Source organism: Nitrosococcus halophilus Nc 4 (genome assembly GCF_000024725.1).
In the GTDB taxonomy this organism is placed as follows: Bacteria; Pseudomonadota; Gammaproteobacteria; order Nitrosococcales; family Nitrosococcaceae; genus Nitrosococcus; species Nitrosococcus halophilus.
On the sequence record NC_013960.1, the window covers coordinates 69,357 to 90,873 of the forward strand.

General features: G+C 51.0%; 17 protein-coding genes, 1 tRNA gene and 1 pseudogene. 8 read left to right on the top strand and 11 right to left on the bottom strand.

Features of this window, described 5'->3' with window-relative positions; genetic code table 11:
* Complete coding sequence (murJ, locus tag NHAL_RS00360) at positions 1 to 1,536, bottom strand: murein biosynthesis integral membrane protein MurJ (RefSeq protein WP_013031187.1); 1,536 nt, start codon at positions 1,534 to 1,536, stop codon at positions 1 to 3.
* A 136-nt stretch (positions 1,537 to 1,672) separates the two neighbouring features.
* Between murJ and rpsT the strand changes: the two genes are divergently transcribed.
* Complete coding sequence (gene rpsT, locus NHAL_RS00365; RefSeq protein ID WP_013031188.1) at positions 1,673 to 1,936, top strand: 30S ribosomal protein S20; 264 nt, start codon at positions 1,673 to 1,675, stop codon at positions 1,934 to 1,936.
* Positions 1,937 to 1,938: 2 nt separating this feature from the next.
* Here rpsT and proB read toward each other — a convergent pair whose 3' ends face one another.
* The 4 genes from proB to rplU form a co-directional block, all read right to left on the bottom strand.
* Positions 1,939 to 3,066, bottom strand: a complete 1,128-nt coding sequence (proB, locus tag NHAL_RS00370; protein ID WP_013031189.1) for a glutamate 5-kinase — start codon at positions 3,064 to 3,066, stop codon at positions 1,939 to 1,941.
* Between the two features lie 20 nt (positions 3,067 to 3,086).
* Positions 3,087 to 4,112, bottom strand: coding sequence for an Obg family GTPase CgtA (gene cgtA, locus NHAL_RS00375; protein ID WP_013031190.1), 1,026 nt, complete (start codon positions 4,110 to 4,112; stop codon positions 3,087 to 3,089).
* A gap of 108 nt (positions 4,113 to 4,220) precedes the next feature.
* Positions 4,221 to 4,478, bottom strand: a complete 258-nt coding sequence (gene rpmA / locus NHAL_RS00380) for a 50S ribosomal protein L27 (protein ID WP_013031191.1) — start codon at positions 4,476 to 4,478, stop codon at positions 4,221 to 4,223.
* A 19-nt stretch (positions 4,479 to 4,497) separates the two neighbouring features.
* Positions 4,498 to 4,812, bottom strand: coding sequence for a 50S ribosomal protein L21 (gene rplU, locus NHAL_RS00385; RefSeq protein WP_013031192.1), 315 nt, complete (start codon positions 4,810 to 4,812; stop codon positions 4,498 to 4,500).
* Between the two features lie 262 nt (positions 4,813 to 5,074).
* On the opposite strand from rplU, the gene ispB reads away from it, so the two are divergent.
* The 3 genes from ispB to NHAL_RS00400 all read left to right on the top strand — a co-directional run bounded on the left by ispB (position 5,075) and on the right by NHAL_RS00400 (position 6,712).
* Positions 5,075 to 6,043, top strand: coding sequence for an octaprenyl diphosphate synthase (gene ispB / locus NHAL_RS00390; RefSeq protein ID WP_013031193.1), 969 nt, complete (start codon positions 5,075 to 5,077; stop codon positions 6,041 to 6,043).
* Between the two features lie 5 nt (positions 6,044 to 6,048).
* Positions 6,049 to 6,125: transfer RNA gene (locus tag NHAL_RS00395), tRNA-Pro, on the top strand.
* A 161-nt stretch (positions 6,126 to 6,286) separates the two neighbouring features.
* A complete protein-coding gene (locus NHAL_RS00400; RefSeq protein ID WP_013031194.1) occupies positions 6,287 to 6,712 on the top strand; it encodes an EVE domain-containing protein in 426 nt (141 codons plus the stop codon).
* A gap of 151 nt (positions 6,713 to 6,863) precedes the next feature.
* On the opposite strand, the gene NHAL_RS00405 is transcribed toward NHAL_RS00400, so the two are convergent.
* From NHAL_RS00405 to NHAL_RS00410, 3 genes and pseudogenes are all read right to left on the bottom strand, one after another.
* Positions 6,864 to 7,367, bottom strand: a complete 504-nt coding sequence (locus tag NHAL_RS00405) for a helix-turn-helix domain-containing protein (protein ID WP_013031195.1) — start codon at positions 7,365 to 7,367, stop codon at positions 6,864 to 6,866.
* Between the two features lie 608 nt (positions 7,368 to 7,975).
* Positions 7,976 to 8,287 (bottom strand): annotated as a pseudogene (locus NHAL_RS22370) (type IV toxin-antitoxin system AbiEi family antitoxin); the annotation flags it as partial.
* A 21-nt stretch (positions 8,288 to 8,308) separates the two neighbouring features.
* A complete protein-coding gene (locus tag NHAL_RS00410) occupies positions 8,309 to 9,040 on the bottom strand; it encodes a type IV toxin-antitoxin system AbiEi family antitoxin (protein WP_157862446.1) in 732 nt (243 codons plus the stop codon).
* Positions 9,041 to 9,352: 312 nt separating this feature from the next.
* Here NHAL_RS00410 and NHAL_RS00415 point away from each other — a divergent pair, with 312 nt between their 5' ends.
* From NHAL_RS00415 to NHAL_RS00430, 4 genes are all read left to right on the top strand, one after another.
* Entirely contained in the window at positions 9,353 to 10,948 is a 1,596-nt protein-coding gene (locus NHAL_RS00415; RefSeq protein WP_013031196.1) for a DEAD/DEAH box helicase, read from the top strand.
* Positions 10,935 to 12,764, top strand: coding sequence for an ATP-binding protein (locus NHAL_RS00420; protein ID WP_013031197.1), 1,830 nt, complete (start codon positions 10,935 to 10,937; stop codon positions 12,762 to 12,764). Before NHAL_RS00415 ends, NHAL_RS00420 begins: the two co-directional genes overlap by 14 nt.
* Before the next feature lie 3 nt (positions 12,765 to 12,767).
* On the top strand, positions 12,768 to 13,718 hold the full coding sequence (locus NHAL_RS00425; RefSeq protein ID WP_013031198.1) for a phospholipase D family protein: 951 nt from the start codon (positions 12,768 to 12,770) through the stop codon (positions 13,716 to 13,718).
* Between the two features lie 112 nt (positions 13,719 to 13,830).
* Entirely contained in the window at positions 13,831 to 16,161 is a 2,331-nt protein-coding gene (locus NHAL_RS00430; protein ID WP_013031199.1) for a DUF262 domain-containing protein, read from the top strand.
* A gap of 4 nt (positions 16,162 to 16,165) precedes the next feature.
* Here the strand turns inward: NHAL_RS00430 and NHAL_RS00435 are convergent, their stop codons facing one another.
* The 3 genes from NHAL_RS00435 to NHAL_RS00445 are packed head-to-tail and all read right to left on the bottom strand — an operon-like array spanning position 16,166 to position 21,365.
* On the bottom strand, positions 16,166 to 17,002 hold the full coding sequence (locus tag NHAL_RS00435; protein WP_013031200.1) for a phosphoadenosine phosphosulfate reductase domain-containing protein: 837 nt from the start codon (positions 17,000 to 17,002) through the stop codon (positions 16,166 to 16,168).
* Positions 17,002 to 20,406 (bottom strand): P-loop NTPase family protein, encoded by a 3,405-nt coding sequence (locus NHAL_RS00440; protein WP_013031201.1) that lies wholly within the window; start codon positions 20,404 to 20,406, stop codon positions 17,002 to 17,004. The genes NHAL_RS00435 and NHAL_RS00440 overlap by 1 nt, the downstream gene beginning before the upstream one ends.
* On the bottom strand, positions 20,406 to 21,365 hold the full coding sequence (locus tag NHAL_RS00445; protein ID WP_013031202.1) for a DUF4007 family protein: 960 nt from the start codon (positions 21,363 to 21,365) through the stop codon (positions 20,406 to 20,408). Before NHAL_RS00445 ends, NHAL_RS00440 begins: the two co-directional genes overlap by 1 nt.
* Between the last annotated feature and the right edge of the window lie 152 nt (positions 21,366 to 21,517).

Genomic DNA, 21,517 nt, shown 5'->3' on the forward strand with positions numbered 1-21,517 from the left:
TTAGGTGAGCGCTAGCATGCGTGGACGGACACCTATGACCAGTAGGGTGCCAAAGTAAAGGATCACCGCAGCGCCAATCAGCAATGTGATTTCAGCGACGCGAGTCATTACCTCCCAATTTAGCCAGCTTGCTAGCGGCGGCATTAGCCAAAGTATGCTGATCGCCATGAGCTCAGCAGCAATAAGGATACGCAAACTGAGCCATAGCCACCCAGGTTGAGGCCGGTAGATTCCTTGCCGTTTTAAGGTAAAAAATAGCAAGGTTGCATTGAGCCAGGCGGAAAGAGAGGTAGCGAGGGCAAGACCCGCGTGGGCGAGGGGAAAGATGAGAATTACGTTTAATACCATGTTAGCAAACATGGCGATAATGGCGATTCGCACGGGCGTTCGAGTGTCTTGCCGGGCATAAAATCCAGGTGCCAGGATTTTAATCAGGATAAAAGGGAGTAGGCCAAAACTATAGGCGATGAGACTGCGGGAAGCCATAGTCACATCATGGTCGCTGAATTCGCCATATTGAAATAGGGTGGTGAGAATGGGGCCGGCAAGTAGGGCAAGTCCTACGGCCGCTGGTGTGCCAATAAGAAAGACCCAGCGTAGGGCCCAATCCAGGGTACGGGAAAAGGACTCACTCGATGCCTGGGCGTGCTTTTCCGAAAGACTGGGAAGGATGACGGTGGCCAGGGCGATCCCGAAAACGCCTAGAGGAAATTCCACCAGCCGATCCGAGTAATAGAGCCAAGAGACGCTGCCAGTGACCAAAAATGAGGCGAGAAGAGTATCGATAATAAGGTTAATTTGGGCAACTGAGCTGCCCACAATGGCGGGTAGCATAAGCTTGAAGATTTGTTGTACCCCTGGATCTTTCCAGCGAGGGCGAGGTCTTGGCAGCAGCTTCAGGTGGGCGAGAAATGGAAGCTGAAATAATAGCTGCGCTAGGCCTGCGAAAAAGACTCCCCAAGCTAGGGCAGTGACCGGGATCTCCAGATGGGGGGCAAGCCATAGGGCTGCGGCGATAAGAGCTAAATTGAGAAAAATAGGGGTAATGGCGGGCACCCCAAAATGCTTATGGGTATTGAGAATACCAGCAGCGAAAGCTGTCAGGGAAATAAACAATAAATAGGGAAAGGTGATTCGTAATAGGTTGACGGTGAGTTCATATTTGCCTTGCTCTTCTATAAAGCCTGGGGCAAATATCATCACCAATAGGGGGGCACCTATCACCCCAGTGAGGGTCACCAGCAGCAGGACCAATCCCAAAGTTCCTGCGACCCGGTTGACGAGTTGCTGAACTTCACTGAGATTGCCACGCATATGATAGGCTGAAAGTACTGGCACGAAGGCTTGGGAGAAAGCTCCTTCTGCGAATAAGCGCCGCAGGAAATTGGGAATTTTAAAGGCGACAAAAAAAGCATCCGCTGCCAGTCCCGCGCCAAAAGCCTGGGCGATCACCACGTCGCGGATGAAGCCTAGAATTCTTGAGAGGAGGGTAGCGCTGCCGACAACAGCCGTCGATTTAAGTAAGCGTGCACTCATATAAATAGACTAGGAAATGGCTCGTTTTTTTTAGGAAAGGTGCGTTATTTTACCTAGGGGCATTTACAACTGCCATGGAAATTGGCATTATTGTTTGTTTTTAATTTTTTAATATTGAACCTTCGGAGGTGGAATTTTGGCCAATTCGTTACAAGCCCGTAAGCGTGCCCGTCAGGCGGAAAAACGCCGGCTCCATAATGCAAGCCAGCGTTCTATGATGCGGACTTATATGAAGAAAGTCATAAAAGCCATTGCCTCGGGTGATAAGGAGCAGGCGACTGTGGCTTATGGGGTAGCTGTTCCGGTACTCGATCGTTTGGCGCGGAAGGGGTTGATTCATCCTAACAAAGCCGCTCGGCATAAGAGTCGGTTGAGCGCCAGAATTCGCTCGATGTCTTGATTTTAGAGTAGCACTAGATTATCCCTGTGAATGAGTTCTTCTTCGTCCACATAACCCAATATTTGTTCAATCTGATTACTGGAATGGCCGAGGATACGTCGTGTTTCCTCGGCATTGTAGTTCACTAGGCCGCGGGCTATTTCACGGGCCTCCGGGTCCAAGCAACTGACCACCTCGCCACGGGCAAAGTGGCCTTCGCTAGCGATAACCCCCACCGGGAGTAAACTCCGCCCCGCCTCGCGGACCACCTTGGCTGCACCGGCGTCCAGCCACAAGCGCCCCTTAGTTTGTAATTGTCCCGCTAGCCATTGCTTGCGGGCGGCAAGGGGCTCTTTATCAGGCCATAGCAGGGTACCAATGGCCTCACCATTGGCGAGCCGTTGCAAGATGTTGGGTTCCTTGCCGGAGGCGATAATGGTGATAGCGCCAGAGCGTGCAGCCCGCCTTGCTGCCCTAATTTTGGTAATCATGCCGCCGCGTCCCAAAGCCCCCGTTCCGGGGCTGGCCATGGTGTCGAGTTCGGCGTTATTCGCCGCTGCCTCGGGGATGAGTCGAGCATTGGGGTGATGCCGTGGGTCGGCATCGAATAGGCCTGGTTGATCCGTGAGAATCACCAAAAGTTCCGCTTCGACTAAGTTAGCCACCAGGGCTGATAGGGTATCGTTGTCTCCGAAGCGGATTTCTTCGGTAGCGACAGTATCGTTTTCGTTGACAATGGGTACGACCCCGAGTTGTAAAAGGGTGCGCAAGGTGCTGCGAGCATTAAGATAACGGCTACGGTCAGCTAAATCCTCATGGGTCAGCAATACCTGTGCGGTGTGTTGGCCATGATGCTGAAATTGGCTCTCGTAGGCTTGAATAAGCCCCATTTGGCCCACTGCGGCGGCGGCTTGTAGCTCATATAAGGCCCGGGGGCGCCGCTGCCAACCAAGCCGCTGCATGCCAGCGGCCACCGAACCTGAAGAGACCAGTACCACGGCATATCCCTGTTTGCGGAGGTTGGCAATGTGGTTGGCCAGCGCTCGAATACACTCGGCATCTAGACCACGGCCATTGGCGGTGAGTAAGGCACTGCCCACTTTGACTACCCAGCAGCGGGTCGCAATCAAACGGTTACGATGGTCGCTCATGGCCTGACTGCTCGGTATTCTTAAGTTTTGTCTAGGCTAGGTTGTTCTAGGTATTCCATAACTGCCCGGATAAGCGGCTGGCAGCCTTCCCCGGTCAGCGCTGAAATCTGATAGACGGGTCCCTGCCAGGCAAGGCGGTTAAGGATTTCCTGACAGCGCTCTGCTTGCTCCGAGGGAGGGATTAAATCGATTTTGTTGAGTACCAGCCATTGCGGACGCTTGGCAAGTTCTGGGCTGAATTGCTGCAGCTCCCCTTGGATAGTGCGCACGTTTGCCACAGGGTCCATGGCGGGCTCCATCGGCGCCACATCGACCAAATGGAGGAGCAAGCGGGTGCGACTCAGGTGTTTGAGAAAACGAATTCCCAATCCCGCGCCCTGGGCGGCACCCTCAATAACCCCGGGAATATCGGCCATGACAAAGCTGCGGTTAGAATCAATGCTCACCACCCCAAGGTGGGGATAGAGGGTGGTAAAAGGGTAGTCGGCCACCTTGGGGGTGGCCGCCGATGTTTGACGAATAAAAGTTGACTTGCCTGCATTGGGTAGACCGAGCAAACCCACATCGGCAAGTAATTTAAGCTCTAGCCGTAAGGTTCGCTCTTCCCCAGGTTTGCCTTCCGTGGTCTTGCGGGGCGCCCGATTGGTGCTGCTCTTAAAATGGGCATTGCCCAGACCCCGGGTCCCGCCCTTGGCTATCAGCAAAGTTTGCTGGGGCCGGGTCAGATCACCCAATAACTCTTCTGTGTCAGCCTCCCAGGCCTCGGTACCCACAGGCACGCGGATATAAAGGTCTTCGCCGCTCTTGCCGGTCTGCAACCGTCCACGCCCATTTTCGCCCCGCTGGGCACGATAGTGACGCTGATGGCGAAAATCTACCAAGGTATTGAGATTTTTATCCGCAATAAGGTAGATACTGCCGCCATTGCCGCCATTTCCCCCATCCGGCCCACCAAAAGGAATAAATTTTTCTCGCCGAAAGCTGAGGCAGCCGTTACCTCCTGCCCCGGCCTGGACCTTGATAATGGCTTCGTCTATGAATTTCATGGTTACAGAAACGCTCAGTCCAAGGAGAGCAGGACGAAAAAACCCCGCACCTGCGGGGCTTTCTCATGGCATGCATGGGATGGTGCCCATCACCGTGGGCATAGGCTTTTATTCCGTGATAATGTCCACGTAGGTGCGATTATTCGGACCTCTTTTAGCGAATTGGACTTTGCCCGCCGCTGTGGCGAACAAGGTATGATCACGGCCAGTCCCTACGTTAACTCCTGCCAGGAAACGGGTGCCCCGCTGCCGAACCAGGATGTTTCCGGCCAATACCTGCTGGCCGCCATATCGTTTGACTCCAAGACGTTTAGATTCGGAATCGCGACCGTTTCTGGAACTGCCGCCTGCCTTTTTGTGTGCCATATCTTGTCCTTACCTCGCCTCAACCTGCTGAGATATTATCAATTTGCAACTCCGTAAAGTACTGACGATGTCCCATCTGTTTACGGTGATGTTTGCGGCGACGGAGCTTAATGATCTTGATTTTTTCACCGCGACCCTGGGTTTTGACGGTAGCATTCACCTTCCCACCCTCAACATAGGGGGCGCCGACCTGAATATTATCGCCATCAGCTACCAGGAGCACCTGATCGAGTGTAATATTGGCGCCTTCATCGGCGTCGATTTTTTCCACCCGGAGGGTGTCTCCTTCTTGGACACGGTATTGCTTCCCGCCAGTTTTAATGACTGCGTACATTATGGTGCTTTCCTGAAAATTGGGTTATCCCACTCGGTGGAAAGAAAGGGAATAAAAGCTCAGCACTTTGTGCTAAGTGCATGGCTCGATAATCTAGGCTCACAATTTTAAAATTACTCATTCAAGTGGTCAAGGGAAATAGTGTAATATAGCCAGCCTAAAATGCTTAAGCATTAAGCATAGTCAGAATATTGTCACTTGACACCGAACGCGGTGCTTTTTAGCATGCGCAAGTTTTGCCCTATTTAATTTTGAGATACCCTTGGATATACAGTCCACCTACGATCTAATCGCTGATGATATGCAGGCCGTTAATGGCTTGATCCAGAAACGGTTGCATTCTGATGTGGTACTCATCAATCAGCTAGGACATTATATTATCAACAGCGGCGGCAAGCGTTTGCGCCCGGTGGTGGTCCTATTGAGTGCCCGCGCCTTTGATTATCAGGGCTCATGCCATATTGATATCGCTACCATTATTGAGTTCATTCACACGGCGACTTTGCTCCATGACGATGTGGTGGATTCTTCGGAGTTGCGGCGGGGGCAAAAAACCGCCAATAGCATCTGGGGTAGTGAAGCGAGCGTACTGGTGGGCGATTTCCTCTATTCCCGCGCCTTCGAGATGATGGTGGATGTCAATAGCATGCGGGTCATGGAGATTCTCGCCCGAACCACCAATACCATTGCTGAAGGTGAGGTGATGCAGCTCCTCAACTGTCATGACCCGGATACCACCGAAGAGCGGTATTTGGATGTTATCCGCAGCAAGACCGCCAAATTGTTTGAGGCGGCTACCCAACTCGGAGCGGTATTGTCCTGTCGGCCAGCCGCAGAGGAAGAAGCGATGGCCGCCTACGGTATGCACTTGGGAACGGCTTTTCAGCTCACCGATGATGTGCTGGATTATAGCGCTTCCAGTGACGATTTAGGGAAGAATATCGGCGATGATTTGGCGGAAGGCAAGCCGACGCTGCCACTTATCTATGCCATGCGCAACGGCATTCCCTCCCATGCTGAGGTTATCCGCAATGCGATTGAGGGCGGGGGTCGTGATAATTTAGCTGAAGTGATCGAGGCCATTGAATCAAGCGGCGCTATCGCGTACACTGCGAAAACGGCCCGCCGTGAGGCCGAAAAGGCGATACAAGCAATTAAAAAAATTCCCGCTTCGCCCTATCAAGAAGCCTTATTGAATTTGGCGAAGTTTGCGGTCTATCGGACCTACTGATACATCGGGGTGTAGCTCAGCTTGGTAGAGCACTGTCTTCGGGAGGCAGGGGCCGGAGGTTCAAATCCTCTCACCCCGACCAAGTAAATCCTTGCCTTGTTATCTATATTCAAGGAGCGTCCTAGCACCTCGTAGGTTGGGTTGAGCGTAGCGAAACCCGACAAATAAATAAAATAAGTAGGTTGAGTTTGCTAGTTTGCTGCTTGAAATCCATCCCTGAAATAAGAACCCGAAGAAAACACAGTGTCCTACTGGCTGTTTAAATCCGAACCCTCCAAATGGTCCTGGGAGGATCAGAAGAAAAAGGGCGCCGCCGGCGAGGAATGGGATGGCGTGCGTAATTACCAAGCCCGCAACAACATGCGCGCCATGAAGCTTGGTGACAAAGGCTTCTTCTACCATTCCAACAAGGGACTAGAGGTGGTGGGCATTATTGAAGTCTGCAAGCCGGCCCATCCTGATTCAACCACCGAGGATCCCCGCTGGGAATGTGTGGATGTCCGGGCGCTGTGTGATATGCCAAAGCCGGTCTCCTTGAGGAAGATCAAGGCCAATCCAAAGCTTGCCAAGATGGCCCTCGTCACCTCCGCGCGGCTTTCCGTTCAGCCCGTTACCGAAGATGAATGGCGGGAAGTTTGCCGTATGGGGGGTCTCGATCCTGCGCCTTGAGATTGCTGGGAATTCTGAACGAAAGCCGCGGACTGGACAAGAATCTCCATCTGCTGCTTGTTGCTAGCGCGCTGTAGGCACGTTGCGGCTAAGATTCACCATGTCTTGTGGCGAATGTCATCACAAAAGAGGGTCTGGACATGACGTTCAATCATTTAGATTGAACCTTTCCCCGGGCAATGGCTTCCTGGCGGCGGAGTGCTTGATCCAAGGCATTCATGTCGATCTCCAGGGCTATGCAGAGCTTACGGCAGGTCTCAATGGCAAGATTCTCGGTACCCCGTTCAATGCGGGCGATGTGAGGCTGACTGGTTCCCAGCTCCTTGGCTAAGCGAGCCTGGGACCACCCCTTGCGCAGGCGTAGAGTGCGCACGGTATCACCCTCTTCACCGTGGAAGGTCTCTGCCACCCAGCGCCGAGCCTCTTCCAAGGCTGCGCGTCGCTTGTCGTTTTGCTCCCACTGACCTACTAGATCACCGATAGGGGGGTGCTTGGCGTGAGCCTTTGGCGGAAGAACGGCATAATTCTCGAAGGTGAAGATTTGGCAATGGGTAAAGCTAGTGGTTTCCGTTGCTGTGCCCGGCGGGCTAATCACTTTCTCAAAGGTCTTCGTAGGCGCGGAGGAGGCGCTGGCTGATGGGGTGGGTGGTCTCATAGTTAAATTCTCGTGGCGCAATCGCTAGCACATGGTAATGGAGCTTGCGAGGGGTAAAGGCGTAGATAATGCGATATTTGAGCCCCTTGTCCTCCAGGATCCCACACCTTCAACCGCCAAAGGTCCTTTCCCCTGTTCCAAAAAGAAAGAAAATATTTCTCTAAAATCAGTCTGGATTTAGTGATTTCCACTTCAGGTGCTGCTTTCTTCTAACCTTCTTGAATCCCTGCTTTGAGCGTTTCCAGAAACTGTAGGCACTCTTCAAACGCATCCCTGCTCGCGGCATAGTTGTTCATCATATCTTCGACTAAGCAATACCGTTTCGGGTTATCCGTTTCATGGTCATACCAATTTCATGTGATTTTGCATTGTATGGATTCAGTCTAAACAACCACTTGAAGCCTTAATAGATTGCATTCTTTGGTTAAATTGGTATCAAGTATTTCAAGGACCACCTTTCTGGTCTCGGGTGACGTCAATTTTGCCATATCCCGCCCCAGCAGGTGTGCACTGGCGTGCTCGTAGTCAAAATTATCGGCTAAAAGTAACGGATATGCTTTGCAGCAGCTATATTTGCGATGGCGTCGAAGGTTTCCACCAGCGCGGGATCAATCTTCCCGGACAAGTCCAGCAAGCACTTGCTCATAAATCATCCCGGCGGTTTCGATATTCCGAGCGTCGCCTGTTGCCAGCAGATCAGCATAGATCAGCAAGGGTGGCGCTAACTCGGGGTACAGCGAGTCATATTCGATCCGCCAGAAAGCTTGCAGGATCTCCACATCGCCATCAGGGTCTTTCTTCAGCTTATTTGTGAGCAATAGTTGTCCCAGCTTTCCTTGTGTATAAATGGTTACCCGCTCCGGCTTTAGATATTTCGTCAGTTTTGCCGCCGCCACTTCCCCACCCCAGTAGGCCTGGAAATTGTGGAGTGGGGCATGTTTCTACCAGTCACTATCAACTGCCTTGTAACGCCCTAACACCAGCTTGGGCCGTAGCAACTCTGGGTAGGTGGTGACCCAGCGTTCGATCAGCTTCTCTTTGTTGATCAACCTGCGCCCCCGCTTGCCCATATCCACCAGGTAACCCAGCTCTTTCAAGTCGGTGATTACCCATCCCACCGTGCCCAAGGCGACATCGGCTGCTTTTGCGATATCGCGATAAGGTAGGGTTTCGAGATTGGGATAGCTGAGCAGTGCAAAGAGCACTTTTAGGCCGGTCGGTTGGAAGGCACGGGTGGGGCGTTTCCGGTGGGGCTTTTCGATGGGGTTGTTGCCCTTGATGTAGACATATACCGGTGGCTCATTGAGGTAGGCGTTGCCCGCCACATCTAGTAATGGCATATCCATCGCCCTCAGCTGCTCCGCCATCTTTGGATTCACATAGTCGGTAACGATCAACCCTTTTTGCGGGAATCGCTCCAAGTGGTGAACCGTCATCCCGAGGGTGGCCTGGTTGAGCTGAGACTTGACCCTCACGACAAACCGCCGATCGATCCCGAGCGTCTCTAGGTGCACTAAGGCATCTGCCCGATGGCCGGCGTTATCGGTGACCTCTTCGGCCTCAATGACCATCTGTAGCCCCGTGGTATGATGGAACATCTCAAGGGCGGTTCGAAGGAGTTTGGCCTCTCTGGAGGCTCTTTTTCCAGGGGCGGCGTCCATTATTTTGTACATTATTTGCAAACGTTCATTATTAATGAACGTATTTTAACCCTATTGTCTGGATAAAATCTTATTTCTAGTACACTTGGTAGCGTTATTCCGCCACTGCAGACTACGCTACGGGCAACGAGCGGCGGTTCTTTAGAGGGGTTGCCTAGTAGATTAGTCACTAAAGAGTCGCAAATTAGGTACGTAATAATATTTAAGTACAAGTTAATTCAGGCAGGCGCGTAAAATTGGAAAAGCATGAAGAACCGGTGAGGCAGAAATAGAGGGGGATAAGTGACAGCGCCGGGGATCTCAGTCAACAGAGTAATTAATGGCATGAAACGAGCGGCTCTGATGCGGCTGTTAGGTAATGATTTAGTTCATACTCTTGAGCAACTTACCAAAGATACACCGTCCGATGAAGCCCTTCGCAAGGTCGCGCAAGTTCTATACGGAGACAATAATCCGGCTGCGCTGCAAGAACAGGTTGTTCGAAATCAAATCATCGATGCGCTACCGCTTGAAAAGGCCCGCGAATTAACGCAAAAACTTGGTCTTTTTTCGGCTGGCAACATCTATCAAAGCTTAAAGAGATTCGATTCGAAATCTGACCCTAATAGAGCAGCTGCTCTTCGTAGTTTCTTTGGCATTGTCGAAGACATGACTGCCCAGCCGATCCGCAAGCCAGCAGTCGGCGAGGTGTCTCCGGAATATGGTCTTTTTGACCATCAGCGTGATGTAGCTCTGCGCACCCGCCAAGCGCTCAGCGAGTCGCCACATAAAGCTGTGGTGCATATGCCTACGGGTGCAGGTAAAACGCGCACCGCGATGCACATCTTAGCAAGGCACCTTCTCGAACGAGGTCCCACTCTTGTCTGTTGGCTTGCGAATAGCGCGGAGTTGCTTGAGCAAGCAGCAGAGGATTTCGAGAAGAGCTGGCGTGTGCTTGGTGATCGTCCGGTTAAGCTTTTTAGGTTTTGGGGTGATCGGTCCATCGATCTTCATACGCTACGAGACGGTGTTCTTGTTGCTGGTTTCGCAAAAATGCATGCGGCCTATATGCGAGAGCAGAATGCGTTCATTGCGCTCGGTGACCGTACGTCTCTGACTATTGTCGATGAAGCCCACCAGGCAATCGCACCGACTTACCGTTCGGTAATTGAAGCTCTTTTCACCAAGCGCCCGCAAAACCAGCTGCTTGGTCTGACGGCAACGCCCGGTCGGACATGGGATAATATCGAGGCGGACGCCGAATTATCGGCGTTTTTCGGCAATGCAAAGGTGACCCTCTCAGTAAGCAAGTACAGCGAACCCGTCGAATTTCTTATGGCTGAGGGATACCTTGCGAAGCCTGTTTTTCGAACGCTTAGTTTCGAAGGGGCGATGGATTTACCCGGTGCTGAGGAGCTTGAGGGTGGGAGCACAAGCGACCTATCCGATAATGCCCTAGATACGATTGCCCGAAATGGCGAGCGCAATTTTCTCATCATTCAAGCCATTGAGGAGCTTTTAAGTCGACATAAGCGTGTGATCGTTTTCGGTGCCTCTGTCCGGCATGCACATCTAATCGCAGGACTTCTCATCGCACGAAGCCACGACGCCAAGATGATCACCGGTGAGACGCCTATCGCGCGACGCGAACGACTGATTCGCCAGTTTAAGAGCGATAGCCCCCAGTCCATGATTATGTGCAATTACGGTGTTTTGACTACCGGATTTGATGCCCCCAAGACGAGTGCAGCAGTGATTGCACGTCCTACGAAGTCCCTCGTGCTCTACAGTCAGATGGTTGGGCGAGCGACTCGCGGCCCACGTGCTGGTGGTAATGAAGTTGCAGAAATCGTGACGGTTATTGACACTGCGCTACCCGGATTCGGCAGCGTCGCAGAGGCATTCAAGAATTGGGAGGACGTTTGGCATGAACATGAGTAGCGAGGCAGTACAAACAACACATTACCATGATGGGGAGGTCATTCCGCCTTCGCTCGCCGTCAAGGCGATGCGGGATAGTGGATACAAGAATACCGCATACGCGCTTGCCGAGTTGATAGACAATTCCATCCAGGCCGGTGCAAGCTTTGTAGAAGTCTTCTGCATTGAAAAGCGTGTTCTGGTAAGGGAACAGAAGCGCAGACGCATCGCAGAAATCGCTGTGCTAGACAACGGAACTGGCATGGATAGCTCTATCCTGCGTCTGGCTCTCCAATTTGGCAACGGCACACACCTCAACGACCGCGACGGAATCGGACGTTTTGGTATGGGATTGCCGAACGCTTCCATCTCCCAGTGCCGGCGTGTTGACATTTGGACCTGGCAGGCTGGACCAGATAATGCCATTCATACATATCTTGACGTGGACGAGGTCGAGTCAGGAAAGATGCGAGCGGTTCCAGTACCCAAAGCCAATCCTGTGCCACACGAATGGCGTGACCGATCTGAGGAAATTGGAACGAGCGGAACTCTAGTAATTTGGAGGAATTTCGAAGAGCATCGACTAACTTGGCGAAGCGGCCGTTCAACCCTCGAAAACACCGAAATCCTTGCAGGGCGTATGTACCGAAAGTTCATCAATGAAGGAAAAGCCGATATCCGTCTGGTGGCGCTCGAAGCTAACGAAATTTCCTTCAACCAACGAGTCCGTGCTAATGATCCCCTCTATTTAATGACATCGACTTCCACGCCGGCGCCATTCAACAATAAACCCATGTTTCAAATCTGGGGTGAGCAACATCTTGAATTTTCCATCAACTACCAGGGACAAATCCACAAAGTGGCCGTGCGTATGTCCTGGGCAAAACTAGAGACGATTCCGCAAGATGGCACCGATCCAGGCGGGACTCCTTATGGTAAGCACGCTGCAAAGAACATTGGTGTTTCCATTGTTCGTGCTGGTCGAGAGCTTGAATTGGATAATTCCTGGGCAATTGGGTATGACTCACGAGAAAGGTGGTGGGGCGTAGAGGTGGAATTTCCTCCTGCTTTAGACGAGGTGTTTGGTGTCACCAACAATAAGCAGGCTGCTACTGTCTTCTCTCATATGTCCCAATTCGAGTGGAAAAATGAGGCTGAGCCCGGTGAGAAATATATGGACTTCGTGCGTCGTCTCGAAGAAGAGGGCGACACCCGCTACCTTCTTATTGGTATCGTCAATTACATTAAAGACCAGCTCAACCAGATACGTGCCCGCATTCAAGATCAAAGGAAGGGGAGGCGTAGTGGTGGAAAGCGGCATGATGACGTATCGGTTGAAGACACTGCCACAACCAAGTGGAAGGATCGAGCAAGCAGGGGTTATAAGACCGAGGCGGATGATCAAGATTTCGATGATGATGCCCAGGATCAGCTTGTTGATGATTTGGTCCAAAACAAAAAATACAATGAGGAAGTCGCACGGGAAATTGCTGCCGCAGTTAAGGCGAGGGACCGCAAGATCATCTTTGTGACAGCCGAAGCTGACTCGCAGGCATTCTTTAACGTGGATCTGCGGCCTGGCGGCATCACGGAGATCGTGTTCAACACCCGTCATCCTGCCTATGAAAAACTCTTGAAGACTCTCGATATTGATGTTTCCGAAGCTTCATCGAGCGATTTGGTTTGGCGAATCGAGAATGCCTCTAACACCCTTAAATTGCTCCTTGCCGCGTGGGCTCGCTACGAAGAAGAGGATGTTCCTTCGCGAGAGAAGATTAGGGATATCCGGCATGAGTGGGGAAAGATGGCGAAGAACTTCATCTCTGAGAAGGAATAATGAATGCGATCGCCGGGCGCGAACCTTTTAGAACTCTGCCAGACAGCTCAATATGAGGTCGTACTTGTTGCGCCTTTTATGAAGGTACGTGCTTTGGAGGCAGTACTTGGCGCTATCCCAGAGAATGTTACCTCGATCAAATGCGTTACGCGCTGGCGGCCTGAAGAGATCGTTGCTGGCGTAAGCGATCTCGAGGTTTTTAATCTTGTCACTCAGCGCAGCGCGGCTGCACTTTTTATACAGCCTCTCCTACATGCGAAGTACTTTCGCGCCGATAACAGCTGTCTTGTTGGATCCGCGAACCTTACTCAGAGCGCGCTGGGATGGGCGATGCCGGCAAACCTAGAGTTACTGATTAGCCTCCCGTCAGACACCGAATCGCTACCTGAGTTCGAACGTATGCTGTTTTCAACGTCCATTCGGGCTTCTCAAACATTCAAAAATGAAGTAGCCAAAGCTGCTGAGACAATGCAGGGCGAAGGTATTAAATTCGTAACCGAAGAGCTAGGCGCGGAGGAAGAGGAAATCTCTATCCCGCCTCAATATTGGCTGCCTCTCTGCACACGGCCGGACTTACTCTACAGCATCTATGTTAATAGAAATATAGATCAGATCGTTGGTTGGACCTTAGAATCGGGGCGTCGGGATATCCGTGCACTGTGTATTCCACCAGGCCTATCTGAAAAGAATTTTCGACGATATGTTGCGACCCTATTACAGCAGTCCCCACTTGCCCAGAGAGTGTATGAAAAGGCGCGAGAACCGATCAGTCCAACTAAAGGCCAAGAGTTCATCAAATCTAATGCGACAGACGATTACTTATTGTATAGCGCCGAACAGCACTGGGAAACATTGCGTGCCTGGCTTCTCCATTTCTTATCCGGAAAGTATCGTCAACTCTCCGGATCGTTCGATTTACAGAGAGGCTCTGAAATCGGATCGATGCGCTTTTGAAGTCAGGGAACCTGCCTTATTTGTGACATACGAGGTGGGCCTCCGTATACTCGTAAATTGATCTGATTTCCTTCGACGAAATCAACTAAACTCGTTAAGTAAAGAAACACGCATGTCAATCGATATTGAGAATATCTTCAAAGCAACGGCGCAGAGTACCTGGCATTTTCTGATTACTAATGGCCAGGGGTGTTACATTCCTGCGTATCAGCGGCCTTACTCGTGGGACGAAGGTAATGTTGAGCGTCTTTTTGAAGATGCAGCTCACGGTATGAAATCGCTACTGAAGCGAGGAGATACGATCAGTTTTCTGGGTACGATTATCGCTTTTCACGATACCAAGCATAGAACTGTTCAACCTATCTTCCAGCAGGAAGTTGCTTCTAAGGTTATGACCATTATCGATGGTCAGCAACGCATCTGTACATTTCTTATGGCCAATATGGTCATTCACGATCACGTACGTCGTATGGCGTCTAAATTTAAGAATAAAGAAGAACCTCAATTTACGTGGTTGGCTGAACAAACCCAGCAACTAATTGCTGAGCTTGAGGATTCATTTGTTCTCGACATGAAGATAGGCGAGGGAAATTACCGATATTACCCTCGCATGATTCGGTCCTATGAAGACGTGTGGTCGAAGCGCAAAGGACAGGCGAAGTACAATAGCCCTATTGCCCGCTTGATTTGGGAATTTTTCTGCTATCAGAAAACCGAAGAAACAAAGCCATTTAGGTATATACCTAAGGATAATGTCGGAAATCCGCATCCGCATTATCAGCCGGTGGTGACAGTTTTTAAGTACATCCAACGGCAAATTGATCAGATCACCGGCAAAAAGGCATCGGAAGCAGATTTTCCGGACGTCCTAGCGATCATTCAATCCGAAGATTTCATTGATGCCATATGGGGGTTCGACCTTCCGAGTGAGGTGAAAACTTACATAATAGATCATGTGGATGATACCTTGTATGACCTTTACTGTCAGCTTCTTCGGCTGATTGTATTTGCCCGATATCTCAATAACCGCATGGCATTCACGGTCGTTACTACAAGAAGCGAAGACGATGCCTTCGACATGTTTGAGGCTCTCAATACGACCGGTGAACCTTTAACGGCCTTTGAAACTTTCAAGCCTAAGGTGATCGACGAAGAAGGAATTTCCAAGTATGAACACTCTCCGTCATATAAGTGTATTTCACGGATTGAAGAGTATCTAGAGAACTTTAGAAAAGCTGAGCAGAAACAAAAAGCTACCTCGGAAATGCTAGTTCCCTTTGCTTTAGCTGAGACGGGAGACAAGCTTCAAAAACGACTTAACGATCAACGTCGGTATCTGCGGGAACAGTATGAGGGAGGAGAGTTATCTTCAATAAATGAAAAACGTGAGTTCGTACGTCGCCTTGCTTATGTAGCTTCTTTCATGAAAAATGCGTGGGATACGGAAACGGCGAAGAAGCCGAGTTTTTTTCCACTCACGGTTGTGGATGATGCTGTCCTAGTTGGGTTTGAGGCACTACGCGAGTTGAAGCACCATATCACTATCGCGCCCCTCTCTCGATTTTATGGCAGGGCGCTGGAGACAGACGATGAAACCGAGCAAGCTACCTGCACAGCAGAGTTCGTGGACGCTATAAAGGCTACTGTAGCCTTCTCGATGCTGTGGCGTGGCGCATTCGGCGGCACCTCGAACATCGATAGACATTACCGCGATATCATGCGTCAGAGTACGGGTAAAGATAAGATTCCTCCATTGGCCAAGAGGCCCAAGAGTGGCACAGGAGCGGTTTCGATCGCTAACTACAAGAAGGCACTTCGGACGATCTTGGAAGAAAAGGGAAGCATCACCAGCAGAGACGACTGGGTGAAGGCTACCGCACGAACGCCTGTTTACAAATACCCCGTAATCGCACGCTTCTTACTTTTCCTTGCCTCCGATGACGCTATCGTGGATAAGAGTGAACCAGGGCTGGTTATTCGTGGTCGCAAGGGGTTAGCCTCAATGCTGGCCCTGAACCGTTGGCGGGACAAGGATTACTTCACAGTTGAACACATCGCACCGCAAAGCAACACGACTGGTTGGCAAGCGGACATCTACGATGATGCTGATGCCATAAACCGGCTTGGCAACCTAATCCTGCTGCCGCCAAACGAGAACTCGCTGCTCGGAAATCGGTCTTGGGAACACAAGCGACTCCTATATCGTGTCCTGGCCGCAGAGGATCAGGAGAGCTTCGATAAAGCAAAGGCAGCCTGTAGCGCGAAGGGCCTAACGCTTAGCAAAAAAGCAGAGGAAATCCTCGATAAGGCAAACTACCTCGGCTTATGCAAAAGCGTCGCATCAAAAAACGATGACTGGAGCTTAGGTTTCATTGAGAAACGCTCTCGTTGCATCGCGGGCTTAGCATGGGATAGGTTAGCACCCTGGCTTGATTTCATATGATTGACTATTTATGACACGCCAGACATACTTTCGCTTGTCCATATAAATCATCAATATCAAGAGGCTCACCGTCCGGGCGCAGCGGATTAACCTGTTGTTTTATCCTCATTCGCTCGATTCGACGTGTGTGTTCTTCCTTGATCTGTTCAATCCGTTCAGGCCGGGTTAGTTCTTCCAATGATTCTCCCTGGCTCCAGGTAAAGGGGGAGCCGTGCTCGACGGCATTTTTTTCGTACGCTTTCGCTTCCTCAAATGCCTCGGGGTGCTGTTCCATTAAGCGTACCCATTCGATTTTCTGCTGAAAAAAACAAAAAGTACAACCGCTGCGGGTACGCCAAGAATAATAATCTGGCAAGCCTAGACCCGATCCCTCCAGAATTTCAAGCACACCAGCCTTATCAATGCCAGCTTCTTTGAAGGGCAACCGTACTTTCAGATTCTTGTGGCGGGAGGTGTAGCCTTCTCGGTATTCTTCATCGCTGCGGATGGCTACATAGCTATAGACTTTTATCCCGCTTTCGAGCAGCGGTCGGATCCACTGCTCGAAGGGTCTTAGCTTGAGTTGGCGAGTACACCAACGGGCCTGGGGAGAAGGTAGAAATGAGTTGTATTGCTTGAGCCAGAAATCGAAATCTCGGTCGGGATTCAGTTGGCGGATGGGCTTACCGAGAAACCCCTCTAACCGGCCAAGAAATTCATAGACCTCAGGCAACTCCTTGCCGGTATCCGTGAAAAAATAGTCGATCTCAAACTCGGGAAAATTTTGACGCATGTACACAGCTAGCGCCGCGCTGTCGCGACCGCCAGATAGACCAAGCACATGCTTCTCCTTTATATCCATTAAGAAACTTTCTTTTTGCCTACTATCTCTTTTTCTTCCGCAGCAAATTCATCATCAGGCGCATTTAGATATCGGGCACTTAGCTCAGCAAGAGCTGCTAAAATCACGTTTCGTCGCCTCGCCTCAGCAGCATCTAGCGTGGTTTTCATCTGGGAGATGAGGGTATTGACGCTCTCCCGCTCCGAGTCGGTGATATCAAACTCGCCTAGAACCGGCGTCGGTCGACCCCCAACACCTACTACCACTGCCATCGCCTGCCTCTTGTCCGGACGCCCCTTTACTCGCGCGAAAGCCTCTGCCCGAATGAATTTCTGTGCCATGTCGGATAGCTCAATGGCTGCCTTGTCGATATCCGGATCCACCCAATCCCGGGGTGGTTTATTCGCTGCAAGACTCGCGAGGCCCTCTATTTCTTCATCGCGGCCGTTGTAGGATGCCATCCGGTTAATAAAAGCCTCCAAGCGAAAATCACCGGCGAGCTGCCGGATATTTTCCGCGCGGGCACGCAGCTCCGATAGGGCCTGAGGCGAATCATTAGGTACCTGTAATTCTACAAGCAATGTCTCCCGCAGGCGGCGTAGCACTGTTGGATAGGTTTCTCTCAGCTCACTTAGTCCTTCCCGAACCTGCTGGATGATTTTTAGCAATCCTTCTTTCTTAGTTAAATCGACCGATGAGCCAAACAGCGCTGGGATATCGTCAAATAAAAATTTATTGGGATCATTGGCCTGCTTAAACAATTGTCGTATCCGGAGAGCATTACTTGAGAGTCGCATAGTACGCTTTGTCCAGGCTGGCAATTGATCATAAATAGCAATAAGACCTCGGGCTACATCAATGGGTGTTAGATCCTGAAGAGAGTTGTTTTTATCTAGATCACGTACTACGTCTGCCATACCCGAAAGGAGACGCCGAGACACTTTGGACAGATCCATCCACCGCAATTGGATAGCCGATGGATCCTTGGCTAGATAGTCGACATCAAGGTCTTGCAGTCGTGCCTGAAAGATACCCCGGCGATAAAATGCAACGGTATCCCGGCAGGAAAGAGCGAAAGCCACGGCTAGTACAGGCATTAATCCCTCTTTGAGCCCCAAAGGAGGTTGTCGCCATACTTCATAGATTTCTGAGACAGTGACCGTTCGAGTGCGGTTTTGTTGCAGGAAATCGCGTGCTGCCTCCCACAGAGGCGTAAGGCCGCAGGGATCATTGGTTTTATGAGGTGCTACAAATTGCCAACCATGGGAGGTCTCAGTGTAAAGGCCCGTAATCTCCAGAATGGAGGCAAACAATCCGCCCTCTGCTGGAAAGCCATCGATACCTAGCCGAGGCTCGCCTTCCTTCATCACCATTTGACGCAATAGTGCATTTTGCGCTGCCACAGCGTTGCTCGATGGTTTGATGCGATTGAGTAACTCATTATGAAGCCGAGGCGCTTTGTGAAAGCGTTTATTAGCTAAGTCTGATGCGAGGAAGGAAAGTTGTGCTTGGGTTAAACGTTTCCGGGGGTGATGCTTTAGGTACCAGGCAGTGTTATCGAATGCTTGATGAAGTTCATCTTCTAGCTGCCCTTGTAAGGCGGCAATTCGCACCCGCACTTCGCGCCGGGCGACTGCATCGCCGGTAAGTTCTGGATGGTTAAGACTGACATCCTCTACGGCTAGTAATTCTTTGGCAAGATCGATAATCGTCCAGGACCGGCTCGATAGACCAACGACGATATCCCAGCCATCAGCCTGGCGGGCGGCTTTACGGCATAGTTTCTCGGCTACCTCCTCGGGCTCATTCTCCGTTGGCAGCGTGAGTACAAACTGGCCCATCGTGCCCTGATCCGGTGAGAAGCGGCTGACCTCCTCCAGCAGCTTATTCAGGGGCACCAGCACCACATCAAACCAGCATAGGGCGCCAGTCCTATGATAGTGGCGCTTAGCTAGTATGGGATGTAGGCCGGCGAGCTTGCGAAGGGCGGCGAAATCGACGTCCTGAATATTAGTCAGCGCCTGTTCCACAGCTTGCTCGATATCGAAATCGCTTCCTGCATAAATCGTATAGGCGTCAGCGAATTTTCGGAAGATAATGAAAGAGCGGCGCTCTAGTTCTTTGATCGCTTTTTCAACTCTTCTGGAAGAGACATTAGGGACGGCGGCCTTTAGCAACGGCAAACTTGGAGCAAGACCGGAACGTTCTTTGAATAGGTCGACGAGGGCGATGGTTTTGAGAAGCTGTGCTTGCAATGGATCCCCTCCCATGCCCTCGCAGCGTTCCACGGCTTCCACGGCAAGAGCCCAACGGTGCCCATCTGGGGAGGCTAAAATAGAAGATTCAAGGTTGAGGCGTAGATAGTCCCAAAGACGGTTTGGATTATAGAGATCTTTTTCAGATCCGTGGCGCAAGAAATCCTGAAAGCCTTGTGGCTCGGCGGAGTTGAGAAAGCCGAAAATACTGCGCTGATTCTGCCCAAAGCGTCGGCGGGAAATGGGGCCGAGCAAGGTGGCAACAATAGGGTTGAGGGGCCAACAGTCTTCTAGGGTCACTTCTAAATGGGGGGAGGCACCTGGTCGCACCTTGCGAATTAGGTTGGCGACAGTCTGAGAGATTTGGTGAGAGGATGAGGAACGGCGATTGTCCTCAATAGCGCGAGCAAGGAGTTCGAGCTGTTCCTCACCCGCTGTATTGACGGCCAGGTCCATAAATCGGCCTTGGATTTTCGACCATTCATCGCGCATCTCGCGTGACAAGCGCTGCGCATATTCTTCAAACGCTTGATGGAGGATGCCAACGATGATAAGGCGACCATTGCTGCGGGAGGCAACTTCCGCAAGCTGCTGGAAGAGATAAATATCCCTGTCTCCATGGACGGCTCCCTCTAAGAATTTTCCCATCTCATCAAGAAAGACGATTAGACCACCGGAACTACGTAAATTCTGCCTTGCAATAACTTCTAGTTCAGAGATGAGGGCTTGCTCACGCCATACTTTTGGTGCTTTCCCCTTCCAGAACTTAGCTTGGGCGAGGGTTTCTCCAATTACTTGTGCAGGGTGATCCTTCTGGCCCACTACCGGCAGAATGCGCCAACCCTTCGATTTTGGTGGCAGTGCTTCCCAGACGGCTTCTGCGGCTTTGCTGCCAATGGCATGGTATGCTTGTTTCCGACGATGATTATTTCCGTCGAGAAGGGCGCTGAGCGCAATAACCAAGCTCGATTTTCCACTGCCATACGGTCCGGTCCAGGTAAAGGCGCCTTGTCCAGTTTCAGCCACATGATTGGCCATGGTACGGAGTACCTCAGCCGAGGATTTCGGACAGATAAATCCTTCCAAAGCATTGGCTTTGGTTAAGTCTGTATCGATGCGGACAGAACGTTGGAAGCGTCTCGCAATATGCACGCAATCGGCTAGGCTCATTAGGCTGCCTCCCGGTTACCACGAGGGGGATAATCGAGCTCCATGAAGCTAAAGGCGAGATCTTCAGTGAGCTCCGCTTGCCGGAGGACCTGTTTCAGCCCGGTTGTCTCCGACCAGCGAAAAATGCCCCCACTTGCCTCTTCTAAATTGGAGAGTCTCTCTGCAAGTGCAAATTCATCAAGCAAGAGCACCCGGCCCGGCGACCCCGGCTCATGAGCGATATTTTCGAAAGAAAGGGTGCGGGCAGTAGAAGAGTGTCGCCAGAAATCCGTCAGCGCATATAGAAACATGCCTTTTCCTAAGTTGGGTTTGGCTCCGCGCACGAAACGAAATCCTTCTCGCCGACCGATGGGTTTAATAAGTCCAAGCTCAGTCAGCGGGGACTCTAAAGTTTCCTCATGTCCTGCGCCTGCCAAGGAAGGGCGGGCAACATAGGTACGCACGAAGCACTCTACGTCCCGTTTGAGCGTCGTGGTGGCCACACGGGACCATGTCCGATCCTTGCAGAGTTTCTCTAGGCCCTGAACGAGGTGATTCCGATCGAAGGTAGCACTATGAAAATAGTTGAATGCCCAGAACCAGGTGGTTTTTTCTGTGTAACTCGCTAAATGCCAATGAATAACCCAAAGCGTGGTGGGATGTTCCATGAAGGGGTCAAGCCCCCTGTCTGCAAAAATCTTTCGTCCAAGCCGGGTTGTAAAGATTTTTGGTCCATTAGAGGGATTTTCCAGAACGTTTGCAGCTGTTGCCCAGTGGCGTATGGAGGCAACCATGTTTTTTCCTACCCCGAATCGGGCGATAGCGTCGTCACTTAGGAAAACAGATTTGTTTTCCTCCTTATTCTCCGTAGCAGCAACAGTATCAAATGCTTTCTTCAACCACCCGTAGCGTAACGGAAATGTTTCGTGTCCGGAAAATTGGGGACGATAATCGCTTTGATAGAGGGGTCTGCGCGCCATGTTTATTTATACTTATAGAGGGCAAAAGGTTTCTATGTACAGTATTTCATATCTTAGGTTAGGATTGAAGTCGATCTGGAGAGAGGCTCCAGATCATTCCTAAGGTTAGAAGATAGGGCCAATAATAGGAAGAAATGTTTATGTTATTGTAA

Bases quoted from the DNA above. Each gene is read 5' to 3' on its own strand.
- murJ (WP_013031187.1), bottom strand. From the start codon at position 1,536: ATGAGTGCACGCTTACTTAAATCGACGGCTGTTGTCGGCAGCGCTACC.
- proB (WP_013031189.1), bottom strand. From the start codon at position 3,066: ATGAGCGACCATCGTAACCGTTTGATTGCGACCCGCTGCTGGGTAGTC.
- cgtA (WP_013031190.1), bottom strand. From the start codon at position 4,112: ATGAAATTCATAGACGAAGCCATTATCAAGGTCCAGGCCGGGGCAGGA.
- rpmA (WP_013031191.1), bottom strand. From the start codon at position 4,478: ATGGCACACAAAAAGGCAGGCGGCAGTTCCAGAAACGGTCGCGATTCC.
- rplU (WP_013031192.1), bottom strand. From the start codon at position 4,812: ATGTACGCAGTCATTAAAACTGGCGGGAAGCAATACCGTGTCCAAGAA.
- NHAL_RS00405 (WP_013031195.1), bottom strand. From the start codon at position 7,367: ATGAGACCACCCACCCCATCAGCCAGCGCCTCCTCCGCGCCTACGAAG.
- NHAL_RS00410 (WP_157862446.1), bottom strand. From the start codon at position 9,040: ATGTACAAAATAATGGACGCCGCCCCTGGAAAAAGAGCCTCCAGAGAG.
- NHAL_RS00415 (WP_013031196.1), top strand. From the start codon at position 9,353: ATGAAACGAGCGGCTCTGATGCGGCTGTTAGGTAATGATTTAGTTCAT.
- NHAL_RS00420 (WP_013031197.1), top strand. From the start codon at position 10,935: ATGAACATGAGTAGCGAGGCAGTACAAACAACACATTACCATGATGGG.
- NHAL_RS00425 (WP_013031198.1), top strand. From the start codon at position 12,768: ATGCGATCGCCGGGCGCGAACCTTTTAGAACTCTGCCAGACAGCTCAA.
- NHAL_RS00430 (WP_013031199.1), top strand. From the start codon at position 13,831: ATGTCAATCGATATTGAGAATATCTTCAAAGCAACGGCGCAGAGTACC.
- NHAL_RS00435 (WP_013031200.1), bottom strand. From the start codon at position 17,002: ATGGATATAAAGGAGAAGCATGTGCTTGGTCTATCTGGCGGTCGCGAC.
- NHAL_RS00440 (WP_013031201.1), bottom strand. From the start codon at position 20,406: ATGAGCCTAGCCGATTGCGTGCATATTGCGAGACGCTTCCAACGTTCT.
- NHAL_RS00445 (WP_013031202.1), bottom strand. From the start codon at position 21,365: ATGGCGCGCAGACCCCTCTATCAAAGCGATTATCGTCCCCAATTTTCC.